This is a genomic window from Streptomyces rubiginosohelvolus (genome assembly GCF_014649875.1).
GTDB lineage: Bacteria > Actinomycetota > Actinomycetes > Streptomycetales > Streptomycetaceae > Streptomyces > Streptomyces rubiginosohelvolus.
Genome location: NZ_BMTW01000013.1, coordinates 154,492 through 170,450, shown reverse-complemented (window position 1 = coordinate 170,450; position 15,959 = coordinate 154,492). Strand labels below are relative to the sequence as shown.

16 protein-coding genes are annotated in these 15,959 nt (G+C 71.1%); 5 read left to right on the top strand and 11 right to left on the bottom strand.

What is annotated here, in order from left to right; genetic code table 11:
• Positions 1–328: 328 nt before the first annotated feature.
• Positions 329–1,174 carry a class I SAM-dependent methyltransferase gene (locus IE134_RS25790; protein ID WP_229823738.1) on the bottom strand — a complete coding sequence of 282 codons (846 nt, stop codon included), beginning with the start codon at positions 1,172–1,174 and terminating at the stop codon, positions 329–331.
• Positions 1,171–1,641, bottom strand: coding sequence for a hypothetical protein (locus IE134_RS25785; protein WP_189431888.1), 471 nt, complete (start codon positions 1,639–1,641; stop codon positions 1,171–1,173). Before IE134_RS25785 ends, IE134_RS25790 begins: the two co-directional genes overlap by 4 nt.
• Positions 1,642–1,800: 159 nt before the next feature.
• On the opposite strand from IE134_RS25785, the gene IE134_RS25780 reads away from it, so the two are divergent.
• Complete coding sequence (locus tag IE134_RS25780; protein WP_097886794.1) at positions 1,801–2,373, top strand: dihydrofolate reductase family protein; 573 nt, start codon at positions 1,801–1,803, stop codon at positions 2,371–2,373.
• Positions 2,374–2,387: 14 nt separating this feature from the next.
• On the opposite strand, the gene IE134_RS25775 is transcribed toward IE134_RS25780, so the two are convergent.
• Complete coding sequence (locus IE134_RS25775; RefSeq protein WP_030710276.1) at positions 2,388–2,912, bottom strand: P-loop nucleotide/nucleoside kinase family protein; 525 nt, start codon at positions 2,910–2,912, stop codon at positions 2,388–2,390.
• Between the two features lie 242 nt (positions 2,913–3,154).
• The gene (locus tag IE134_RS25770; RefSeq protein ID WP_030710278.1) at positions 3,155–4,312 is read right to left on the bottom strand and encodes an acyl-CoA dehydrogenase; all 1,158 of its coding nucleotides are present in this window, start codon (positions 4,310–4,312) and stop codon (positions 3,155–3,157) included.
• A gap of 207 nt (positions 4,313–4,519) precedes the next feature.
• Between IE134_RS25770 and IE134_RS25765 the strand changes: the two genes are divergently transcribed.
• Both IE134_RS25765 and IE134_RS25760 read left to right on the top strand, forming a co-directional pair.
• Positions 4,520–5,863 carry a UDP-glucose dehydrogenase family protein gene (locus IE134_RS25765; protein ID WP_098017262.1) on the top strand — a complete coding sequence of 448 codons (1,344 nt, stop codon included), beginning with the start codon at positions 4,520–4,522 and terminating at the stop codon, positions 5,861–5,863.
• Between the two features lie 118 nt (positions 5,864–5,981).
• Positions 5,982–7,187, top strand: a complete 1,206-nt coding sequence (locus tag IE134_RS25760) for a GDSL-type esterase/lipase family protein (RefSeq protein WP_030710282.1) — start codon at positions 5,982–5,984, stop codon at positions 7,185–7,187.
• Positions 7,188–7,314: 127 nt separating this feature from the next.
• Here IE134_RS25760 and IE134_RS25755 read toward each other — a convergent pair whose 3' ends face one another.
• The 4 genes from IE134_RS25755 to IE134_RS25740 all read right to left on the bottom strand — a co-directional run bounded on the left by IE134_RS25755 (position 7,315) and on the right by IE134_RS25740 (position 10,635).
• Positions 7,315–7,641, bottom strand: a complete 327-nt coding sequence (locus IE134_RS25755) for a pentapeptide repeat-containing protein (RefSeq protein WP_030710284.1) — start codon at positions 7,639–7,641, stop codon at positions 7,315–7,317.
• 111 nt (positions 7,642–7,752) lie between these two features.
• Positions 7,753–8,949 carry a dipeptidase gene (locus IE134_RS25750; protein ID WP_030710286.1) on the bottom strand — a complete coding sequence of 399 codons (1,197 nt, stop codon included), beginning with the start codon at positions 8,947–8,949 and terminating at the stop codon, positions 7,753–7,755.
• Positions 8,950–8,959: 10 nt separating this feature from the next.
• Positions 8,960–9,499: a 5-(carboxyamino)imidazole ribonucleotide mutase gene (purE, locus tag IE134_RS25745; RefSeq protein WP_030710288.1), complete on the bottom strand. Its 540-nt coding sequence runs from the start codon at positions 9,497–9,499 to the stop codon at positions 8,960–8,962.
• Positions 9,496–10,635 carry a 5-(carboxyamino)imidazole ribonucleotide synthase gene (locus tag IE134_RS25740; protein ID WP_073779749.1) on the bottom strand — a complete coding sequence of 380 codons (1,140 nt, stop codon included), beginning with the start codon at positions 10,633–10,635 and terminating at the stop codon, positions 9,496–9,498. Before IE134_RS25740 ends, purE begins: the two co-directional genes overlap by 4 nt.
• Before the next feature lie 163 nt (positions 10,636–10,798).
• On the opposite strand from IE134_RS25740, the gene IE134_RS25735 reads away from it, so the two are divergent.
• Complete coding sequence (locus IE134_RS25735; RefSeq protein ID WP_032787236.1) at positions 10,799–11,332, top strand: GtrA family protein; 534 nt, start codon at positions 10,799–10,801, stop codon at positions 11,330–11,332.
• A 65-nt stretch (positions 11,333–11,397) separates the two neighbouring features.
• Here IE134_RS25735 and IE134_RS25730 read toward each other — a convergent pair whose 3' ends face one another.
• Together IE134_RS25730 and IE134_RS25725 are read right to left on the bottom strand one after the other, a co-directional pair.
• Positions 11,398–12,663: a sensor histidine kinase gene (locus IE134_RS25730; protein ID WP_030710295.1), complete on the bottom strand. Its 1,266-nt coding sequence runs from the start codon at positions 12,661–12,663 to the stop codon at positions 11,398–11,400.
• A gap of 58 nt (positions 12,664–12,721) precedes the next feature.
• Entirely contained in the window at positions 12,722–13,399 is a 678-nt protein-coding gene (locus IE134_RS25725; protein ID WP_007450117.1) for a response regulator transcription factor, read from the bottom strand.
• A 489-nt stretch (positions 13,400–13,888) separates the two neighbouring features.
• On the opposite strand from IE134_RS25725, the gene IE134_RS25720 reads away from it, so the two are divergent.
• Positions 13,889–15,388: a peptide MFS transporter gene (locus tag IE134_RS25720; RefSeq protein WP_098017263.1), complete on the top strand. Its 1,500-nt coding sequence runs from the start codon at positions 13,889–13,891 to the stop codon at positions 15,386–15,388.
• Positions 15,389–15,499: 111 nt separating this feature from the next.
• Here the strand turns inward: IE134_RS25720 and IE134_RS25715 are convergent, their stop codons facing one another.
• Entirely contained in the window at positions 15,500–15,865 is a 366-nt protein-coding gene (locus IE134_RS25715) for a hypothetical protein (protein WP_030710299.1), read from the bottom strand.
• Between the last annotated feature and the right edge of the window lie 94 nt (positions 15,866–15,959).

Genomic DNA, 15,959 nt, shown 5'->3' with positions numbered 1-15,959 from the left:
AAGGGCCTCGGGCGGATACCCGGAGATCCACGCGAATTCGCTGCTCACGCCGGGTCGTGGTGCCTCACGACCCGGTATCGGCCCACCGGATCGTGGCCGACCGCGACGCGGTGGGCAGGAGCAGGTGCTTCTTCTTCATGGCTACAGCTGCCCCAGCTTCTTCTGGGCGCCCTCGATGCCGTACTGGAACCAACTCTCGGCAGCCGCGTGGAGATGGTCTTCGAACAACACGCTCCACACCCCGTCCACTACCTGGAGAATCGTTTCGCGCGCGTCACCCTACCTGTGCGATCAAATGAATCTCCATTGTTGATCTCCGGCCGCCCTCCTACGCTCTTCCACCCGCCAGCAGCGCAACATGCGGCAGAACCAGCAGGCCCTCCCGCATGCGGAATTCAGCGCACAGGTCGTCGTACGCGCGCCGCGCCGCCGCCACTCCCTCCGCGCCTCCGCTGGTGAGGACCTGGCCGATCGCGCCGATCCCCTCCTCTGCGCCCGCCCACCAGGTGTCCGGGTCGCAGCGGTGCTCCCAGGCCATCTCGGAGCACTCCGCGTCGAGGAGCCCGGCCGCGTCGAGCAGGGCCGCGAGCCCTTCGGGCGTACGGGGGAAGTCGTCCTGCGGTGCGAGGGCGGGGAGCCAGGCGGGGCGGGTGAGGCCGGCGGCCTGGGCGGCTCGGCCGATCAGGGTCTGGCCGGGGGCTCCGGGCGCCCGCCAGATGGTGACCGCGACCCGGCCGCCGGGGCGGGTGATCCGGCGGAGTTCGGCCAGGGCGGCGCGGGGGCGGCCCACGTGGTTGAGCACGAAGTTGCCGACGACCGCGTCGAACGTGTCGTTGGCGTAGGGCAGTTCGGGGAGCCGGGCGATGTGCGCGGTGACGCCCGGGACGGCCCGGCGGGTCGCGGCCGCCATGCCGGGTTCGGCGTCGGCCGCGTACACGGACGCCCCGCGCGCGACGGCGGCCGCGCTCACGGTCCCGCTGCCGCAGCCCACGTCGAGGACGCGGGCGCCGGGGCCGGCCTCGACGGCGTCGAGGAGTGCCGCCGACGGGTGGGCGCAGAGCCGGGCGTACGTACGGGCGTAGGCCTCGGCGCGGCCGGACCAGATGCGGCGCTCGACTAGGTCGAAGGGGGTGGATGCGGCGGTGGGGGCGGTCACGGCCTCCACGTCGGTCACGGCGCGATGCCCTTCGGTTCGAGTTCGGCGAAGTCCTCGTGGAGGGCGTCGAGATGGCGGCCGGTCGGTGCGCCCGCCGCGTTCAGCTCCGCCAGCCGCCAGCCGGGCAGTTGCGCCTCGACGTCGGCGGGGAGCGAGCCGTCCGCCGGGTCCGCCAGGGCGTACAGCACCCCGAACGCGGTCTCCCTGGCGACCTCGCGGGCCAGCGCGCCGAGGTCCTCGGGGGTGAGCCCGGCCGCGAGGGCGCGATCGACGGCGTCGGCCGCCGCCCCGTCGGCGCGGTAGGCGTCCACCCACTGCCGGGCGGCCGTGCCCCAGGCGTCGACGTCCTGCCACACCGTCCGCAGGAGCCGGTAGCGGGCGAGCTGCGGCAGCCCCTCCTCGGCCTCGGACTCCGCCCAGTCCCGGGCGTCGGCGTCCGCCCCCAGGGCGCTGAAGAGGGCGGTCAGCCTGTCGAGTTCGGTCATGGGGAGGGAGGCTACCGGCCTGTGGGCGGGAAGCCGTCCGGCGGTTGGTCGGCATGGGAGCGATGAGTTTTCGCCTGGCACGCGGTCAGTACATCCGTAAGAGTGAGAAGCGACGCCGGGCACCGAACGAGGCCCGCCACGACACACCCAGGAGTCCTGATGCGCACCCTGATCAGCACCGCCTTCGTTTCGCTCGACGGTGTCATGGAGGCCCCGGGCGGCGAGCCCGGCTACCGGAACTCGGGGTGGACGTTCAAGGACATCGAGTTCCTGCCCGAGGCGTACGAGCTCAAGGCCCGGGAGCAGGACGAGGCCGCGGCCCTGATGATGGGCCGGGCCAGCTACGAGGCGTTCAGCCCCGTGTGGCCGGGCATGGAGGAGTTCACCGGGTACAAGGCGATGCCGAAGTACGTCGTCTCCACCAAGCTGACCGACGGCGACCTGGTGTCCGACTGGGGCGAGACGACGATCCTGCGGTCGCTCGACGAGGTCGCCGCGCTGAAGGACACCGAGGGTGGACCGATCATCGTGCACGGCAGCACCGAGCTGAACCGGAACCTCGCGGACGCCGACCTGATCGACCGGTACCACCTGCTGGTCTTCCCGGTTCTGCTCGGCGCGGGCAAGCGTCTGTTCAGCACGACGGACAAGGACCAGCAGAAGCTGAAGCTGGTCGAGCACGAGGCGTACGCGAACGGCATCCAGAAGAACGTCTTCGAGGTCGTCCGCTGACGGGAAGGGGACGGTCAGCCGGTGCGTACCCCTCGTAGGACGGTTTCCGCCACCTCGGCGGGCGGGACACCGGTCGTGTCCACCACCTGAGCCTCCCGGCGGAGCCACGGCAGGGCCCGCTCGTAGTCGCTCAGGTGGTCCAGACGCCACTGCCGGGCCCCGGCGCTCTCGGGCTTGGTGTCGGTCTCGATGCGTTCGACGAGGGTGTCCCGGTCGGTGTGGAGCAGGAAGTGGCGCACGGGGATACCGGCCTTCGCCAGACCTTCGCGGATCTCCTGCCAGTACGTCTCGACCAGCACGGTCTGGGTCACCACCAGCGTGCCGCCCACATGGTCGAGCACCTGCCGCGCGGTCTCCACGACCAGGCCCCGCCAGGGCGGGAAGTCCTGGAAGTCCTTCTCCGGCACTCCGAGAACGTGCCGGAGCATCCAGCCGACCGTCTCGGTGTCGAAGAGCCGGGAATCCGGGAGGAGCGAGGTCACCTCCTTCGCGGTGGTGGTCTTGCCCGCACCGAAGGTTCCGTTCAGCCAGATGATCATCGGTCCACCCTAGGGATGACGGGAAGCGTGAGCCAGCCAATCCGCCGGCGAACTCCCCCGGTATGCCCCCGAGTTCAGCCGTACCGTGGGCTGTCCGAGGTCGCTCGCGGCCAATGAAAATCCGCGCCGCGTGGCCCCCAGGCGGCCGCGACCCACCGGCCCGTCCGCGCGGAGAACGACGACGGCGACGGCCCCCGGCGGAGCCGCCGGGGGCCGTACAAGGGGCGCTGCGCGAAGGGCCGTTACGGCAGGTTGCGCGCCATCACGATGCGCTGGACCTGGTTCGTGCCCTCGTAGATCTGGGTGATCTTGGCGTCGCGCATCATGCGCTCCACCGGGTAGTCCCGCGTGTAGCCGTAGCCGCCGAGCAGCTGGACGGCGTCCGTGGTGACCTCCATCGCGACGTCCGAGGCGAAGCACTTGGCCGCCGCGCCCTGGAAGGTCAGGTCGGCGTCGCCGCGCTCCGACTTGGCGGCGGCCGCGTACGTGAGCTGGCGGGCCGCCTCGATCTTCATCGCCATGTCCGCGAGCATGAACTGGATGCCCTGGAAGTCCCCGATCGGCTTGCCGAACTGCTTGCGCTCCTGGACGTACCCCTTGGCGTAGTCCAGCGCGCCCTGGGCGATGCCGAGGGCCTGGGCCGCGATCGTGATGCGGGTGTGGTCCAGGGTCTTCATCGCGGTGGCGAAGCCCGTGCCCTCCTCGCCGATCATGCGGTCCGCGGGGATACGCACGTTGTCGAGGTAGACCTCGCGGGTCGGGGAGCCCTTGATGCCGAGCTTCTTCTCCGGGGCGCCGAAGGAGACGCCCTCGTCGGACTTCTCGACGACGAACGCCGAGATGCCCTTGGAGCGCTTGGTCGGGTCGGTGACCGCCATGACCGTGTAGTACTCGGAGACGCCCGCGTTGGTGATCCAGCGCTTCACACCGTTGAGGACCCAGAAGTCACCGTCGCGCACAGCCTTCGTCTTCATGCCCGCCGCGTCGGAGCCGGCGTCCGGCTCGGAGAGGGCGTACGAGAACATCGCGTCGCCCTTGGCGAGCGGGCCCAGGTACTTGGCCTTCAGCTCCTCGGAGCCCGAGAGGATCACCGGGAGCGAGCCGAGCTTGTTCACGGCCGGGATCAGGGAGGAGGAGGCGCAGACGCGGGCCACCTCCTCGATCACGATGACCGTGGCGAGCGCGTCCGCGCCGGCCCCGCCGTACTCCTCCGGGACGTGGACGGCGGCGAGGTCCGACGAGACCAGGGCGTCCAGCGCCTCCTGCGGGAAGCGGCTCTCCTCGTCGACCGCGGCGGCGAAGGGGGCGATCTTCGACTCGGCGAGCGCGCGGATCGTCTCGCGGAGCATGTCGTGCTCCTCGGCCGGACGGTACAGGTCGAAATCGGTCGAACCCGCCAAGACGCTCACTCCCCAGATGCTAACTACCGTTAAGTAACTCAATTTTAGTGCGCGGACCGCCCGGCGGCATACGTGACGAGCACGTGAGCTTGCCGACAGGGGTGGGGCATGGGGGAGGTACCGGGCATATCGTGCGGTGAATTCCGGCCTCCGGGTCCCCGACTATGCTCGGTCCGCACGTTCGTCCGTACCTCCCAGGAGCACTCCATGGCCCTCAGGATCACAGTGATCGGCACCGGCTATCTCGGCGCCACCCATGCCGCGGCCATGGCCGAGCTGGGCTTCGAGGTCCTGGGGCTCGACATCGTGCCGGAGAAGATCGAGCTGCTGTCCACCGGACGTGTGCCGATGTACGAGCCCGGGCTGGAGGAGATGCTTCAGCGGCATGTCGCGGGCATCGAGGGGTCCAGCGGGCGGCTGCGCTTCACCACCTCCTGGGAGGAGGTCGCGGAGTTCGGCGACGTCCACTTCGTCTGTGTGAACACTCCGCAGAAGCACGGCGAGTACGCGTGCGACATGAGCTATGTGGACAGCGCCTTCGACGCGCTCGCCCCGCATCTGACCCGGCCCGCCCTGGTCGTCGGCAAGTCGACCGTCCCCGTGGGCTCCGCCGCCCGTCTCGCGGACCGGCTCGCCGAGCTGGCTCCGGTGGGGGACGGGGCCGAGCTGGCCTGGAACCCGGAGTTCCTCCGCGAGGGCTTCGCCGTCAAGGACACCCTCCACCCCGACCGGATCGTCGTGGGCGTCACGAGCGAGAACGCCGAGAAGCTGCTCCGCGAGGTGTACGCCGTACCGGTCGCCGAGGGCTCGCCGTTCGTGGTGACCGACTTCCCGACCGCCGAGCTGGTGAAGACCTCCGCCAACTCCTTCCTCGCCACCAAGATCTCCTTCATCAACGCGATGGCCGAGGTCTGCGAGGCCGCCGACGGGGACGTCGTGAAGCTCGCCGAGGCCATCGGGCACGACGACCGGATCGGGAAGAAGTTCCTGCGGGCCGGGATCGGCTTCGGCGGTGGCTGCCTGCCCAAGGACATCCGCGCCTTCATGGCCCGCGCCGGCGAGCTGGGCGCCGACCAGGCGCTCACCTTCCTCCGCGAGGTCGACTCCATCAACATGCGCCGCCGCGGCCACATGGTGGAGCTCGCCCGCGAGGCGGTGGGCGGCGGCTCGTTCCTCGGCACCCGGGTGGCGGTGCTGGGCGCCACGTTCAAGCCCGACTCCGACGACGTACGCGACTCCCCCGCGCTCAACGTCGCCGGGCAGATCCACCTCCAGGGCGGCCAGGTGACCGTGTTCGACCCGAAGGGGATGGACAACGCCCGGCGGCTGTTCCCGACCCTCGGTTACGCGGACTCCGCGCTGGAGGCCGTGCGCGGCGCGGACGTGGTGCTGCACCTGACGGAGTGGCGCGAGTTCCGCGAGCTGGACCCGGCCGAGCTGGGCGAGGTGGCCTCCCGGCGGATCATCCTGGACGGGCGCAACGCCCTGGACAGCACGGTGTGGCGCGAGGCCGGGTGGACGTACCGGGCGATGGGCCGCCCGAAGGCCTAGGGGGTGTTCGGCGGATCAGGGCAGGGCCCGCCCTGGCCGCCCCGCCGGCTCGGCCCCGGTATCCGTCCGACAGCGGCTCTGCGGCTTCGGCCCCGCCTCCGGCGGACAGGCTGAGCCCATGGACGACTCGCGCGACTGGATCAGCACCCCGCTCACCGCCGACCTCCTGCGCGGCGCGCTCGAACTGGAGCGCACCGAGCGGGGCGGTCTCCTCCCCCACCGGCTGCCCGCCCCGGCCCGCGCCCGGTCCGGCGGCGACGAGCAGGTGGCGCAGGCGGAGTCGCAGCCCTCGGGGGTGCGCGTGGTCTTCCGTACCCGGGCCACCGCCGTGGAGCTGGACGTCCTGCGCACGGTGACGGTTCACCGGGGCCTCCCGCCCCTGCCGGACGGCGCGTACGACCTGTACGTCGACGGCGAGCCGACCGGCCGGGCCTCGGCGAGCGGCGGCCACGTGCTGCTGGTCGACCTGTCCGACGGGTCGCGGGAGCTGTTCCCCGGCAGCGTCGGGGCCGTGTCGTTCACCGGGCTGCCCGCGCGGGAGAAGACCGTCGAGATCTGGCTGCCGTACACCGAGACCACCGAGCTGATCGGGCTGCGCACCGACGCGCCCGTGGCCGCCCCGGCCCCGGGCGGGCGGCCGGTCTGGTTGCATCACGGCAGTTCCATCAGCCAGGGTTCCTCGGCCGACAGCTCCGCCACCGCCTGGCCCGCCCTGGCCGCCGCCGCGGGAGGCGTGGAGCTGGTCAACCTCTCGCTGGCGGGCAGCGCGCTCCTCGATCCGTTCACCGCGTGCGCCCTGCGGGACACCCCGGCCGATCTGATCAGCGTCAAGATCGGCATCAATCTCGTCAACCGCGACGCGATGGGGCTGAGCGACTTCGGCCCGGCCGTGCACGCCTTTCTCGACACCGTCCGCGACGGGCATCCCACCGCGCCGCTGCTCGTCGTCTCGCCCATCCTCTGCCCCGCGCAGGAGGACACCCCGGGGCCCGCCGCCCCGGACGTCTCCGACGGGCGGGTGGGGTTCACGGCGCTGGGCGACCCGGCCGACGCGGCTCGCGGCAAGCTGACGCTGCGCGTCGTACGCCAGGAGCTGGCCCGGATCGTGGCGGAGCGGGCGGCGTCGGACCCGTACCTCTTCCACCTGGACGGCCTCACCCTGTACGGCGAGGCCGACCACGCCGAGCTGCCGCTGCCCGACCGGCTCCACCCGGACGCCGCCGCCCACCGTCGCATGGGCGAGCGCTTCGGGGCGTTCGCCTTCGGTCCGGGGGGACCGTTCGCGGGGGCGGCGGAGCGCCCCGGAAGCCGCTCAGGCGGCTGAGGCCCGCTCCGGCGCCCGAACCCGTCCGGCGTCGATCACCCGGGCGCCACGCACGCGGGCCGGCCGCTGGTGGAGCGGGCGGCCGGCCCGGGGGTGTCCGGCCGGAGCGGCCGGGGGCGTGAGGCGATCAGTTGCCGATGCCGGAGCTGCCCACGCCGGTGTTGCCGATGCCGGAGCTGCCGAGGCCCGAGTTGCCGAGGCCGTGGCTGCCGACGCCCGTGTTGCCGATACCGGCGTTGCCCCAGCCCCAGTTGCCGAGGCCGGCGTTGCCGATGCCACCGTTGAAGCCGCCCGCGTTGCCCAGGCCCATGTTCTCGATGCCCGCGTTGCCGACGCCCTGGTTCCCGATGCCCGCGTTGCCCACACCGTCGGCGGCGGCCACGCCCGCGCCGCCGATGGCCAGTACGGCCGCGGCACCGAGCGCGGTCGTGATGCGGAGAAGATTCGTGCGCATCGTTGCGTACCTCCTGTTGGGGGATTCCTGCCCGCTATCCCTAACACGAGGTTGCTTCGGATATGGGGATGATTGCCCGAATCTTCCGTGTCGCCGGAGAGGGTGCCCGGGTCAGCGCGTCCGCTGCCCGTCCAGTTCGGCGATCGTGGCGTGGGACGGGCCGCGCCCGCTCTGCTCGTCGCGGGCCACGGCTTCCGCGTCGCGCAGCACCCGTACGGAGTTCTGCCAGGTCAGCTTGGCGAGGTCGCCCTCGGACCAGTGACGCCGCAGGAGCTCGGCGATCAGGTTCGGGTAGCCGGAGACGTCCTCCAGGCCGCGCGGGGTGAACGCCGTGCCGTCGTAGTCGCCGCCGATGCCGATGTGGTCGATGCCCGCGACCGCGCGCATGTGGTCGAGGTGGTCCGCGATGGTGGCGACGGTGGCCTCGGGGCGCGGGTGGGCCGCCTCGAAGTCCTCGTGGATGCGCATCGCGACCGGGGTGGTGTCGAGGTGGTGCAGGCCGTGCTCGCGCATGTTGCGGTCGGCGGCCAGGGTCCAGGCGACCGCCTCGGGCAGCACGAACTTCGGGACGAAGGTCGCCATCGCGACGCCCCCGTTGGCCGGGAGGGCCGCCAGGACGTCGTCGGGGATGTTGCGCGGGTGGTCGCAGACGGCGCGGGCCGAGGAGTGCGAGAAGATCACCGGCGCGGTGCTGGTGGCGAGCGCGTCGCGCATGACGCCGTCGGCGACATGGCTCAGGTCGACGAGCATGCCGATGCGGTTCATCTCGCGGACGACCTCGTGACCGAAGGCGGAGAGCCCGCCCAGGCGCCGCAGGTCCGTCGCGCTGTCGGCCCAGTCGATGTTGTCGTTGTGCGTGAGCGTCATGTAGCGGACGCCCAGGTCGTACAGGGCGCGCAGGGTGCCCAGCGAGTTGTTGATGGAGTGGCCGCCCTCGGCTCCCATCAGCGAGGCGATCCGGCCCTCGGCGCGGGCCTTCTCCAGGTCGTCGGCGGTGAGCGCCCGGCGCAGATGCGTCGGGTAGCGGGCGATCAGCTCGGCGACGACGTCGATCTGCTCCAGGGTGGCGCTGACGGCCGCGTCCCCGGTGAGGTCGGTGCGGACGTACACCGACCAGAACTGGCCGCCGACCCCGCCGGCCCGCAGCCGGTTCAGATCGGTGTGGAGCATGCCGCGCTGGTCGGCGGCGATGTCCCGGGCGTCGAGGTCGTAGCCGACCTGTTCGCGCAGGGCCCAGGGGAGGTCGTTGTGGCCGTCGACGACGGGGTGGACGGCGAGCAGTTCGCGGGCGCGGGCGAGATGGTCCATGAGGCGTCCCCTACTTTCCGAAGCCGAAGGAGTCCGAGCCCTGGACCTTGGAGCGCAGGCGCTTGCCCTTCTCCGTGGCCTGGGCGTTCAGTTCCTGCAGGAATTCGCCCATCCGCTCCTGGAGCGCCGGGTCGGAAGCGGCCAGGATGCGGGCGGCCAGCAGGCCCGCGTTGCGCGCTCCGCCGACGGAGACGGTGGCGACGGGGACACCCGCGGGCATCTGGACGATGGAGAGCAGGCTGTCCATGCCGTCCAGGTACTTCAGCGGCACCGGAACGCCGATGACCGGCAGCGGGGTGACCGAGGCCAGCATCCCGGGCAGGTGGGCGGCTCCGCCCGCGCCCGCGATGACCGCCTTCAGGCCGCGGCCCGCGGCCTCCTCGCCGTACGCGATCATCTCGCGCGGCATCCGGTGGGCGGAGACGACGTCGACCTCGTACGGGATCTCGAACTCGTCGAGCGCCTTGGCGGCCGCCTCCATGACGGGCCAGTCGGAGTCCGAGCCCATCACGATGCCGATCACGGGCGCCGGTGCGGAGGGGGAAGTCATTCGGTGATCGTTCCTCGCAGGTAGTCGGCCGCGTGCCGGGCGCGCTCCCGCACGTCCGCCAGATCGTCGCCGTAGGTGTTGACGTGTCCGACCTTGCGGCCGGGCTTCACGTCCTTGCCGTACATGTGGATCTTGAGCTGCGGGTCACGGGCCATGCAGTGCAGGTAACCCTGGTACATGTCCGGGTAGTCGCCGCCCAGGACGTTGCACATGACCGTCCAGGGCGCGCGGGGGCGCGGGTCGCCGAGCGGGAGGTCGAGGACCGCCCGGACGTGGTTGGCGAACTGCGAGGTGATCGCGCCGTCCTGGGTCCAGTGGCCGGAGTTGTGCGGGCGCATCGCCAGCTCGTTGACGAGGATGCGGCCGTCACGGGTCTCGAACAGCTCGACGGCGAGGTGGCCGACGACGTCCAGCTCGGCGGCGATCCGCAGCGCGAGCTGCTGGGCCTCGCCGGCCAGCTCCTCGGAGAGGTCCGGGGCGGGGGCGATCACCGTGTCGCAGACGCCGTCGACCTGGATGGACTCGACGACCGGGTAGGCGACGGCCTGGCCGTGCGGCGAGCGGACGATGTTGGCCGCCAGCTCCCGTACGAAGTCGACCTTCTCCTCCGCGAGGACCGGGACCCCGGCGCGGAACGGGTCGGCGGCGTCCGCCTCGGAGCGGACCACCCACACGCCCTTGCCGTCGTACCCGCCGCGCACGGTCTTGAGGATGACGGGGAAGCCCCCGGCCTCCTCGGCGAACGCGGCGGCGTCGGCCGGGTCGCTCACGATGCGGTTACGGGGGCAGGGGGCGCCGATCTCCGCGAGCCTGGCGCGCATCACCCCCTTGTCCTGGGCGTGGACCAGGGCATCGGGGCCGGGGCGCACGGGGATGCCGTCCGCCTCCAGGGCGCGCAGATGCTCGGTCGGCACATGCTCGTGATCGAAGGTGATCACGTCACAGCCGCGCGCGAAGGCGCGCAGGGTGTCCAGGTCGCGATAGTCGCCGATGACGACCTCGCTCACCACCTGGGCCGCCGAGTCCTGGGGGGTGTCACTGAGCAGCTTGAATTTCAGGCCGAGGGGGATACCCGCCTCGTGGGTCATGCGGGCGAGCTGACCGCCGCCGACCATGCCGACTACCGGGAACGTCACGTCTCCAGGGTATCCGCCACGCCGGTGGTCCCCGGACGGCCGTACGGATGGCCGTACCTCCGCCGCCCCCGCGGACTCACGGGCGTCACACGGGTGGGCTGGTTAGCATGGCCGGGTTGACGGAACCGTCGACGCCATCGAACGGACGGACTGAGCGATCACCATGAGCGAACGGGGCGCACTGCGGGCCCGGCTTGATCTGCTGGCCCGGGAGGTCGCCAAGTTCGGCGCGGTCGGTGCGGTGGGGCTGCTGGTCAACATCGCCGTCTTCAACCTGCTCCGGCACACCACCGACCTCCAGGTCGTCCGGGCGAGCGTGCTGGCCACCTTCGTCGCCATCCTCTGCAACTACGTGGGCTTCCGTTACTGGACCTACCGGGACCGCGACAAGACCGGCCGGACCCGCGAGCTGACGCTCTTCCTGCTGTTCAGCGCGGCGGGCGCGGTCATCGAGAACGGTGTGCTGTACCTGGCGACGTACGGCTTCGACTGGAACAGCCCGGTCCAGAGCAACGTCTTCAAGATCCTGGGCATCGGGATCGCGACCCTCTTCCGCTTCTGGTCCTACCGGACGTGGGTCTTCAAGGCCCTCCCCGCCGAGCCCGCTCCCGCCGAGGAGGCCGCACGCCCTGCGGAGCGGTTTCTGGAACAGCGGCGGCCGCCGGAGACGGTAGAGCCCGATCCCGTACGGAACTGACGCGCCGCGTCTCTCCGTACGGACTCGTCTCCTTTACGGAACTGAAGCGCCGCGTCCGTCGTTGTTCAGCGCACCGGGCGCTCAGGAGTCCTGCGGTCGACCGGGACGCGGCTGAGGAAGAGCGCGAAGACCGCCGGGTGCTGCTGGAGCAGCTCCAGCCGCCCGCCGTCCGCCTCCGCGAGGTCGCGGGCAACGGCCAGGCCGATGCCGGTGGAGTTGCGGCCGCTGATGGCCCGCTCGAAGATCCGCGCCCCCAGTTCGGCGGGGACGCCGGGGCCCTCGTCGGTGACCTCGACGACGACCTGGTTGCCGGTGACCCGGGTGCGCAGGGCGACGGTGCCGCCGCCGTGCATGAGGGAGTTCTCGATCAGCGCCGCCAGGACCTGGGCGACCGCGCCCGGGGTGCCGACGGCCCGCAGCCCGTGCTTGCCGGAGCAGACGAGGGCCCGGCCCGTGGAGCGGTAGGCGGGGCGCCACTCCTCGATCTGCTGTTTGATGACCTCGTCGAGGTCGAAGACGACGGCGGAGCCGGTGCGCGGGTCGCGGGAGTTCGTCAGGAGCCGCTCGACGACGTCGGTGAGGCGCTCGACCTGGGTGAGGGCGATGTTCGCCTCCTCCTTGACCGTCTCGGGGTCGTCGGTGACCGAGATCTCCTCGATCCGCATGGAGAGCGCGGTCAGCGGCGTCCGCAGCTGGTGCGAGGCGTCCGCGGCCAGCCGGCGTTCGGCGGTCAGCATCCGGGCGATCCGCTCGGCGGAGGAGTCCAGGACGTCGGCGACCCGGTCCAGTTCGGGCACCCCGTACCGCTTGTGACGCGGGCGGGGGTCCCCGGAGCCGAGGCGTTCCGCGGTCTCGGCGAGGTCGGTGAGCGGGGAGGCCAGCCGGTTGGCCTGGCGTACGGCGAGGAGCACGGCCGAGACGATCGCCAGCAGCGCCACCGCGCCGATGATCAGGAGCGTGCGCCCGACCTCGCGGGTGACGGACGAGCGGGACTCCTCGACGGTGACCTTCTCGCCCCCCTCACCGGTCTCGGTGGCGCGCAGGACGGAGCCGGTGGGGCGTTCACCGACGGAGATGGGCTCGCGGCCGGGGATCTCGATCAGCGCGAACCGGGCCGGGTCGATCTGCTCGGCCAGCACGCCGGAGTTGATCGTCTCCTCCCCCAGCAGCCGGCTCTCGACCACGCTGATCAGCCGGAGCGCCTCGGACTCGACGCTCTCCTGGGCGCTGGCGCTGATGGTGCGGGTCTCGACGATCACGAGCGAGACGCCGAAGACGGCGATGACGACGAGCACCACGGCGAGCGTGGAGTTGATCAGCCGGCGGCGCATGCCCGCCGCCTCATGGGGCCGCCGGGACGGTTATCGGAGCGCATGGGAGCTTCGTACGTCAGCTCTTCTCGAACCGGAAGCCGACGCCCCGGACGGTGGCGATGTAGCGCGGATTGGCGGCGTCGTCGCCGAGCTTCTTGCGCAGCCAGGAGATGTGCATGTCGAGGGTCTTGGTGGAGGACCACCAGGTGGTGTCCCAGACCTCGCGCATCAGCTGGTCGCGGGTGACGACCCGGCCGGCGTCCCGGACGAGAACCCGCAGCAGGTCGAACTCCTTGGCGGTGAGCTGGAGTTCCTCCTCGCCCATCCAGGCGCGGTGCGACTCGACGTCGATCCTGACGCCGTGGGTGGCGGGCTGCGGCACGGGCTCGGAGGCGCCGCGGCGCAGCAGGGCGCGGACCCGGGCGAGGAGCTCGGCGAGCCGGAACGGCTTGGTGACGTAGTCGTCGGCGCCCGCGTCCAGGCCGACGACCGTGTCGACCTCGTCCGCGCGGGCCGTCAGCACCAGGATCGGGATGGTGTGCCCGCCGGCCCGGAGCCTGCGGGCGACTTCGAGACCGTCCATCCCGGGCAGCCCCAGATCGAGGACGACCAGGTCGATACCGCCCTGGAGTCCGGCGTCGAGCGCGGTCGGACCGTCCTGGCGGACCTCGACCTCGTAACCCTCCCGACGCAGTGCGCGGGCCAGTGGCTCCGAGATGGATGCGTCGTCCTCGGCGAGCAGTACACGGGTCATGGACTGATGGTAGTCCGGCCGGGGGCCCCGGAGTGAGGCCCGCGACGCCACCTGCGGGTCAGCGCCGTAAAGAGGACGGAGACCTTTGAATATGGGAGTCTGGTTCCGTCAGGACCTGTGATCCATCTCTCAAGTCCTTCCATATCCCGCCGTGTCGTGTCGTATGGTGTCCCGACGCCTGTTGCACTACTCAAGGACCTTTGGGCAGCCATGAGCGCCAAGGGTCTCTTTTGTGTGCGGGGCCGGTTTTCGCCGGCCCGCTCTGAGTGAATGACCTGTGAGCCGGGCCCGGAGCGCGAGGACGCGCCCCGGGTGTGGATCCCGACGCGGTTCTTCCCCGCTCCACCGCCGAGCCCCCGCCAGGAGCCCGGCCGCATGGAGCACGTCCCCTCAGGCGCGGGGACGGGGCACGCCGCGCCGGTGCCGGCTGCCCCCCACCGGGCGCGTACCGCTCACGAGGCGGCGCGTCCCGACCAGCAAGGATCGACCATGGCGTCCAGCCTGACGAAGGACTCGCCGAACTCCGGCGAGCAGACCTTCTTCGGCCACCCCCGCGGTATGGCCACCCTGTTCATGACGGAGATGTGGGAACGCTTCTCCTGGTACGGGATGCGCGCCATCCTCACCCTGTACTTGGTGGCCGCGGTGCTCGACGGCCCCCTCGAGGGCCGGGAGGCGCTCGCCGCCTCCATCTACGGTGTCTACAACGCCGTCGTCTACATGGCCGCGATGCCCGGCGGCTGGGTCGCCGACCGCCTCTGGGGCGCCCGCAAGGCCGTTCTGGTCGGCGGGATCATCATCGCGCTGGGCCACTTCACCCTGGCACTGCCGAGCGACATCGCGTTCTTCGTCGGCCTGGCGCTGATCGCGGCCGGTACGGGCCTGCTGAAGCCGAACATCTCGGCGATGGTCGGCGGCCTCTACGAGGGCCAGACCAGCGCCCGCCGCGACGCCGGTTTCACGCTCTTCTACATGGCGATCAACATCGGTGGCCTCGCCGCCCCGCTGCTGGTCGGCTACCTCGGCGAGCACGTCAACTGGCACCTCGGCTTCGGTGTCGCCGGTGTCGGTATGACCTTCGCGGTGATCCAGTACGCGATCGGCTCCAAGCACCTCGGCGACGTCGGCAAGCTGCCCGCGAAGCCCATCTCCCCCGAGGAGCGGCGGAAGACGCTGCGCAAGGTGGTCCTGTGGGTCGGTATCGCGGTCGCCGCGCTGCTGATCGACCTGGCGCTGGGCACGTACGACATCGAGCACATCGTCAACGTCCTGGCCGTGCTGGGCGTCGTCGTCCCGATCATCTACTTCATCACGATCTTCCGGGACCCGGCGCTGACGGCGGAGGACCGCCCGAAGATCAAGGCGTACGTGTGGTTCTTCATCACCGCCGTGCTGTTCTGGATGATCTACGACCAGTCCGGTTCGCTGCTGACGATCTTCGCGGACAACAAGACGGACCGCTTCATCGGCGGCTGGGAGTTCCCGGCCTCCTGGCTGCAGTCGGTCAACCCGGCCATGGTCATCATCCTGGCCCCGATCTTCGCCGCGCTCTGGGTCAAGCTGGCCACGCGCAACCGTGAGCCCAGCACCCCGATGAAGTTCGCCCTGGCGATGCTCCTCATCGGTGGCTCCTTCGGCATCATGGGCCTGGCGGGCGCCGCCGCGGCCAACAGCGACACGGGCAAGGTCACCGTGTTCTGGCTGCTCGCGGTCTACCTGGCGCAGACCATGGGTGAGATGTGCCTCTCCCCGGTCGGCCTGTCGCTCTCCACGAAGCTGGCGCCGAAGATGTTCGTCGGCCAGATCATGGGTCTGTGGTTCCTGGCCACCTCGACGGGCAACGCCCTGAACGGCTGGACCACCAAGCTCAACGCCCCGCTGGGCGACGCCGCGTACTACACGCTGCAGGCGGTCGTGGCGGTGGCCGCGGGTCTCGCCTTCATGGTGGCGGGCCGCAAGATCCGCGCCCTCATGGGCGGCGTGAAGTAACTCCCCACCGGGGAAGAACGGCAGCGGGTCCGCACGAGAAGCTCTCGTGCGGACCCGCTGCCGTCTGCCGTCGGCCGGTACTTCGCGGCCTCGACTGCTTCTCGGTCCCGACTACTTCTTGGTCTCGACCTTGACGCTGCGCAGGAAGCTGCTGAACCCGCACTTCACCGAGGACTTCTCGCCGGGCTTCTTCCAGTCGCCGAACACCGTCCACGGGATGGTGTGCTCGGCACCCCGGCCGCGCACGACGTCGCACACGAGCACGGCGCGGTGCTTCTTGACGGCCTTCCCCTTCGACGACTTCTTGCAGGACGACGTCGAGACCGGACGCCCCAGCGAGAGGCTGGGCGTGGCCTTGCAGGTGTACTTCGCACCGGCCGCGGCGGCGGGCGCCGCGGTGGCGAGCGACAGTCCGGACGTCATCAGCAGGCCGGCGAGCACGCCCGTCGCAGCCTTCTTCCCCCAGGTCACCTTCATGATGTTCCTTTTCTCCACTGGTGCGGGCCGGGCAGGTGGTCAAGCCTGCCGGTGAGCGCCGCACCCAGATCATTCTCTTCGCTCCTGCGAAGAG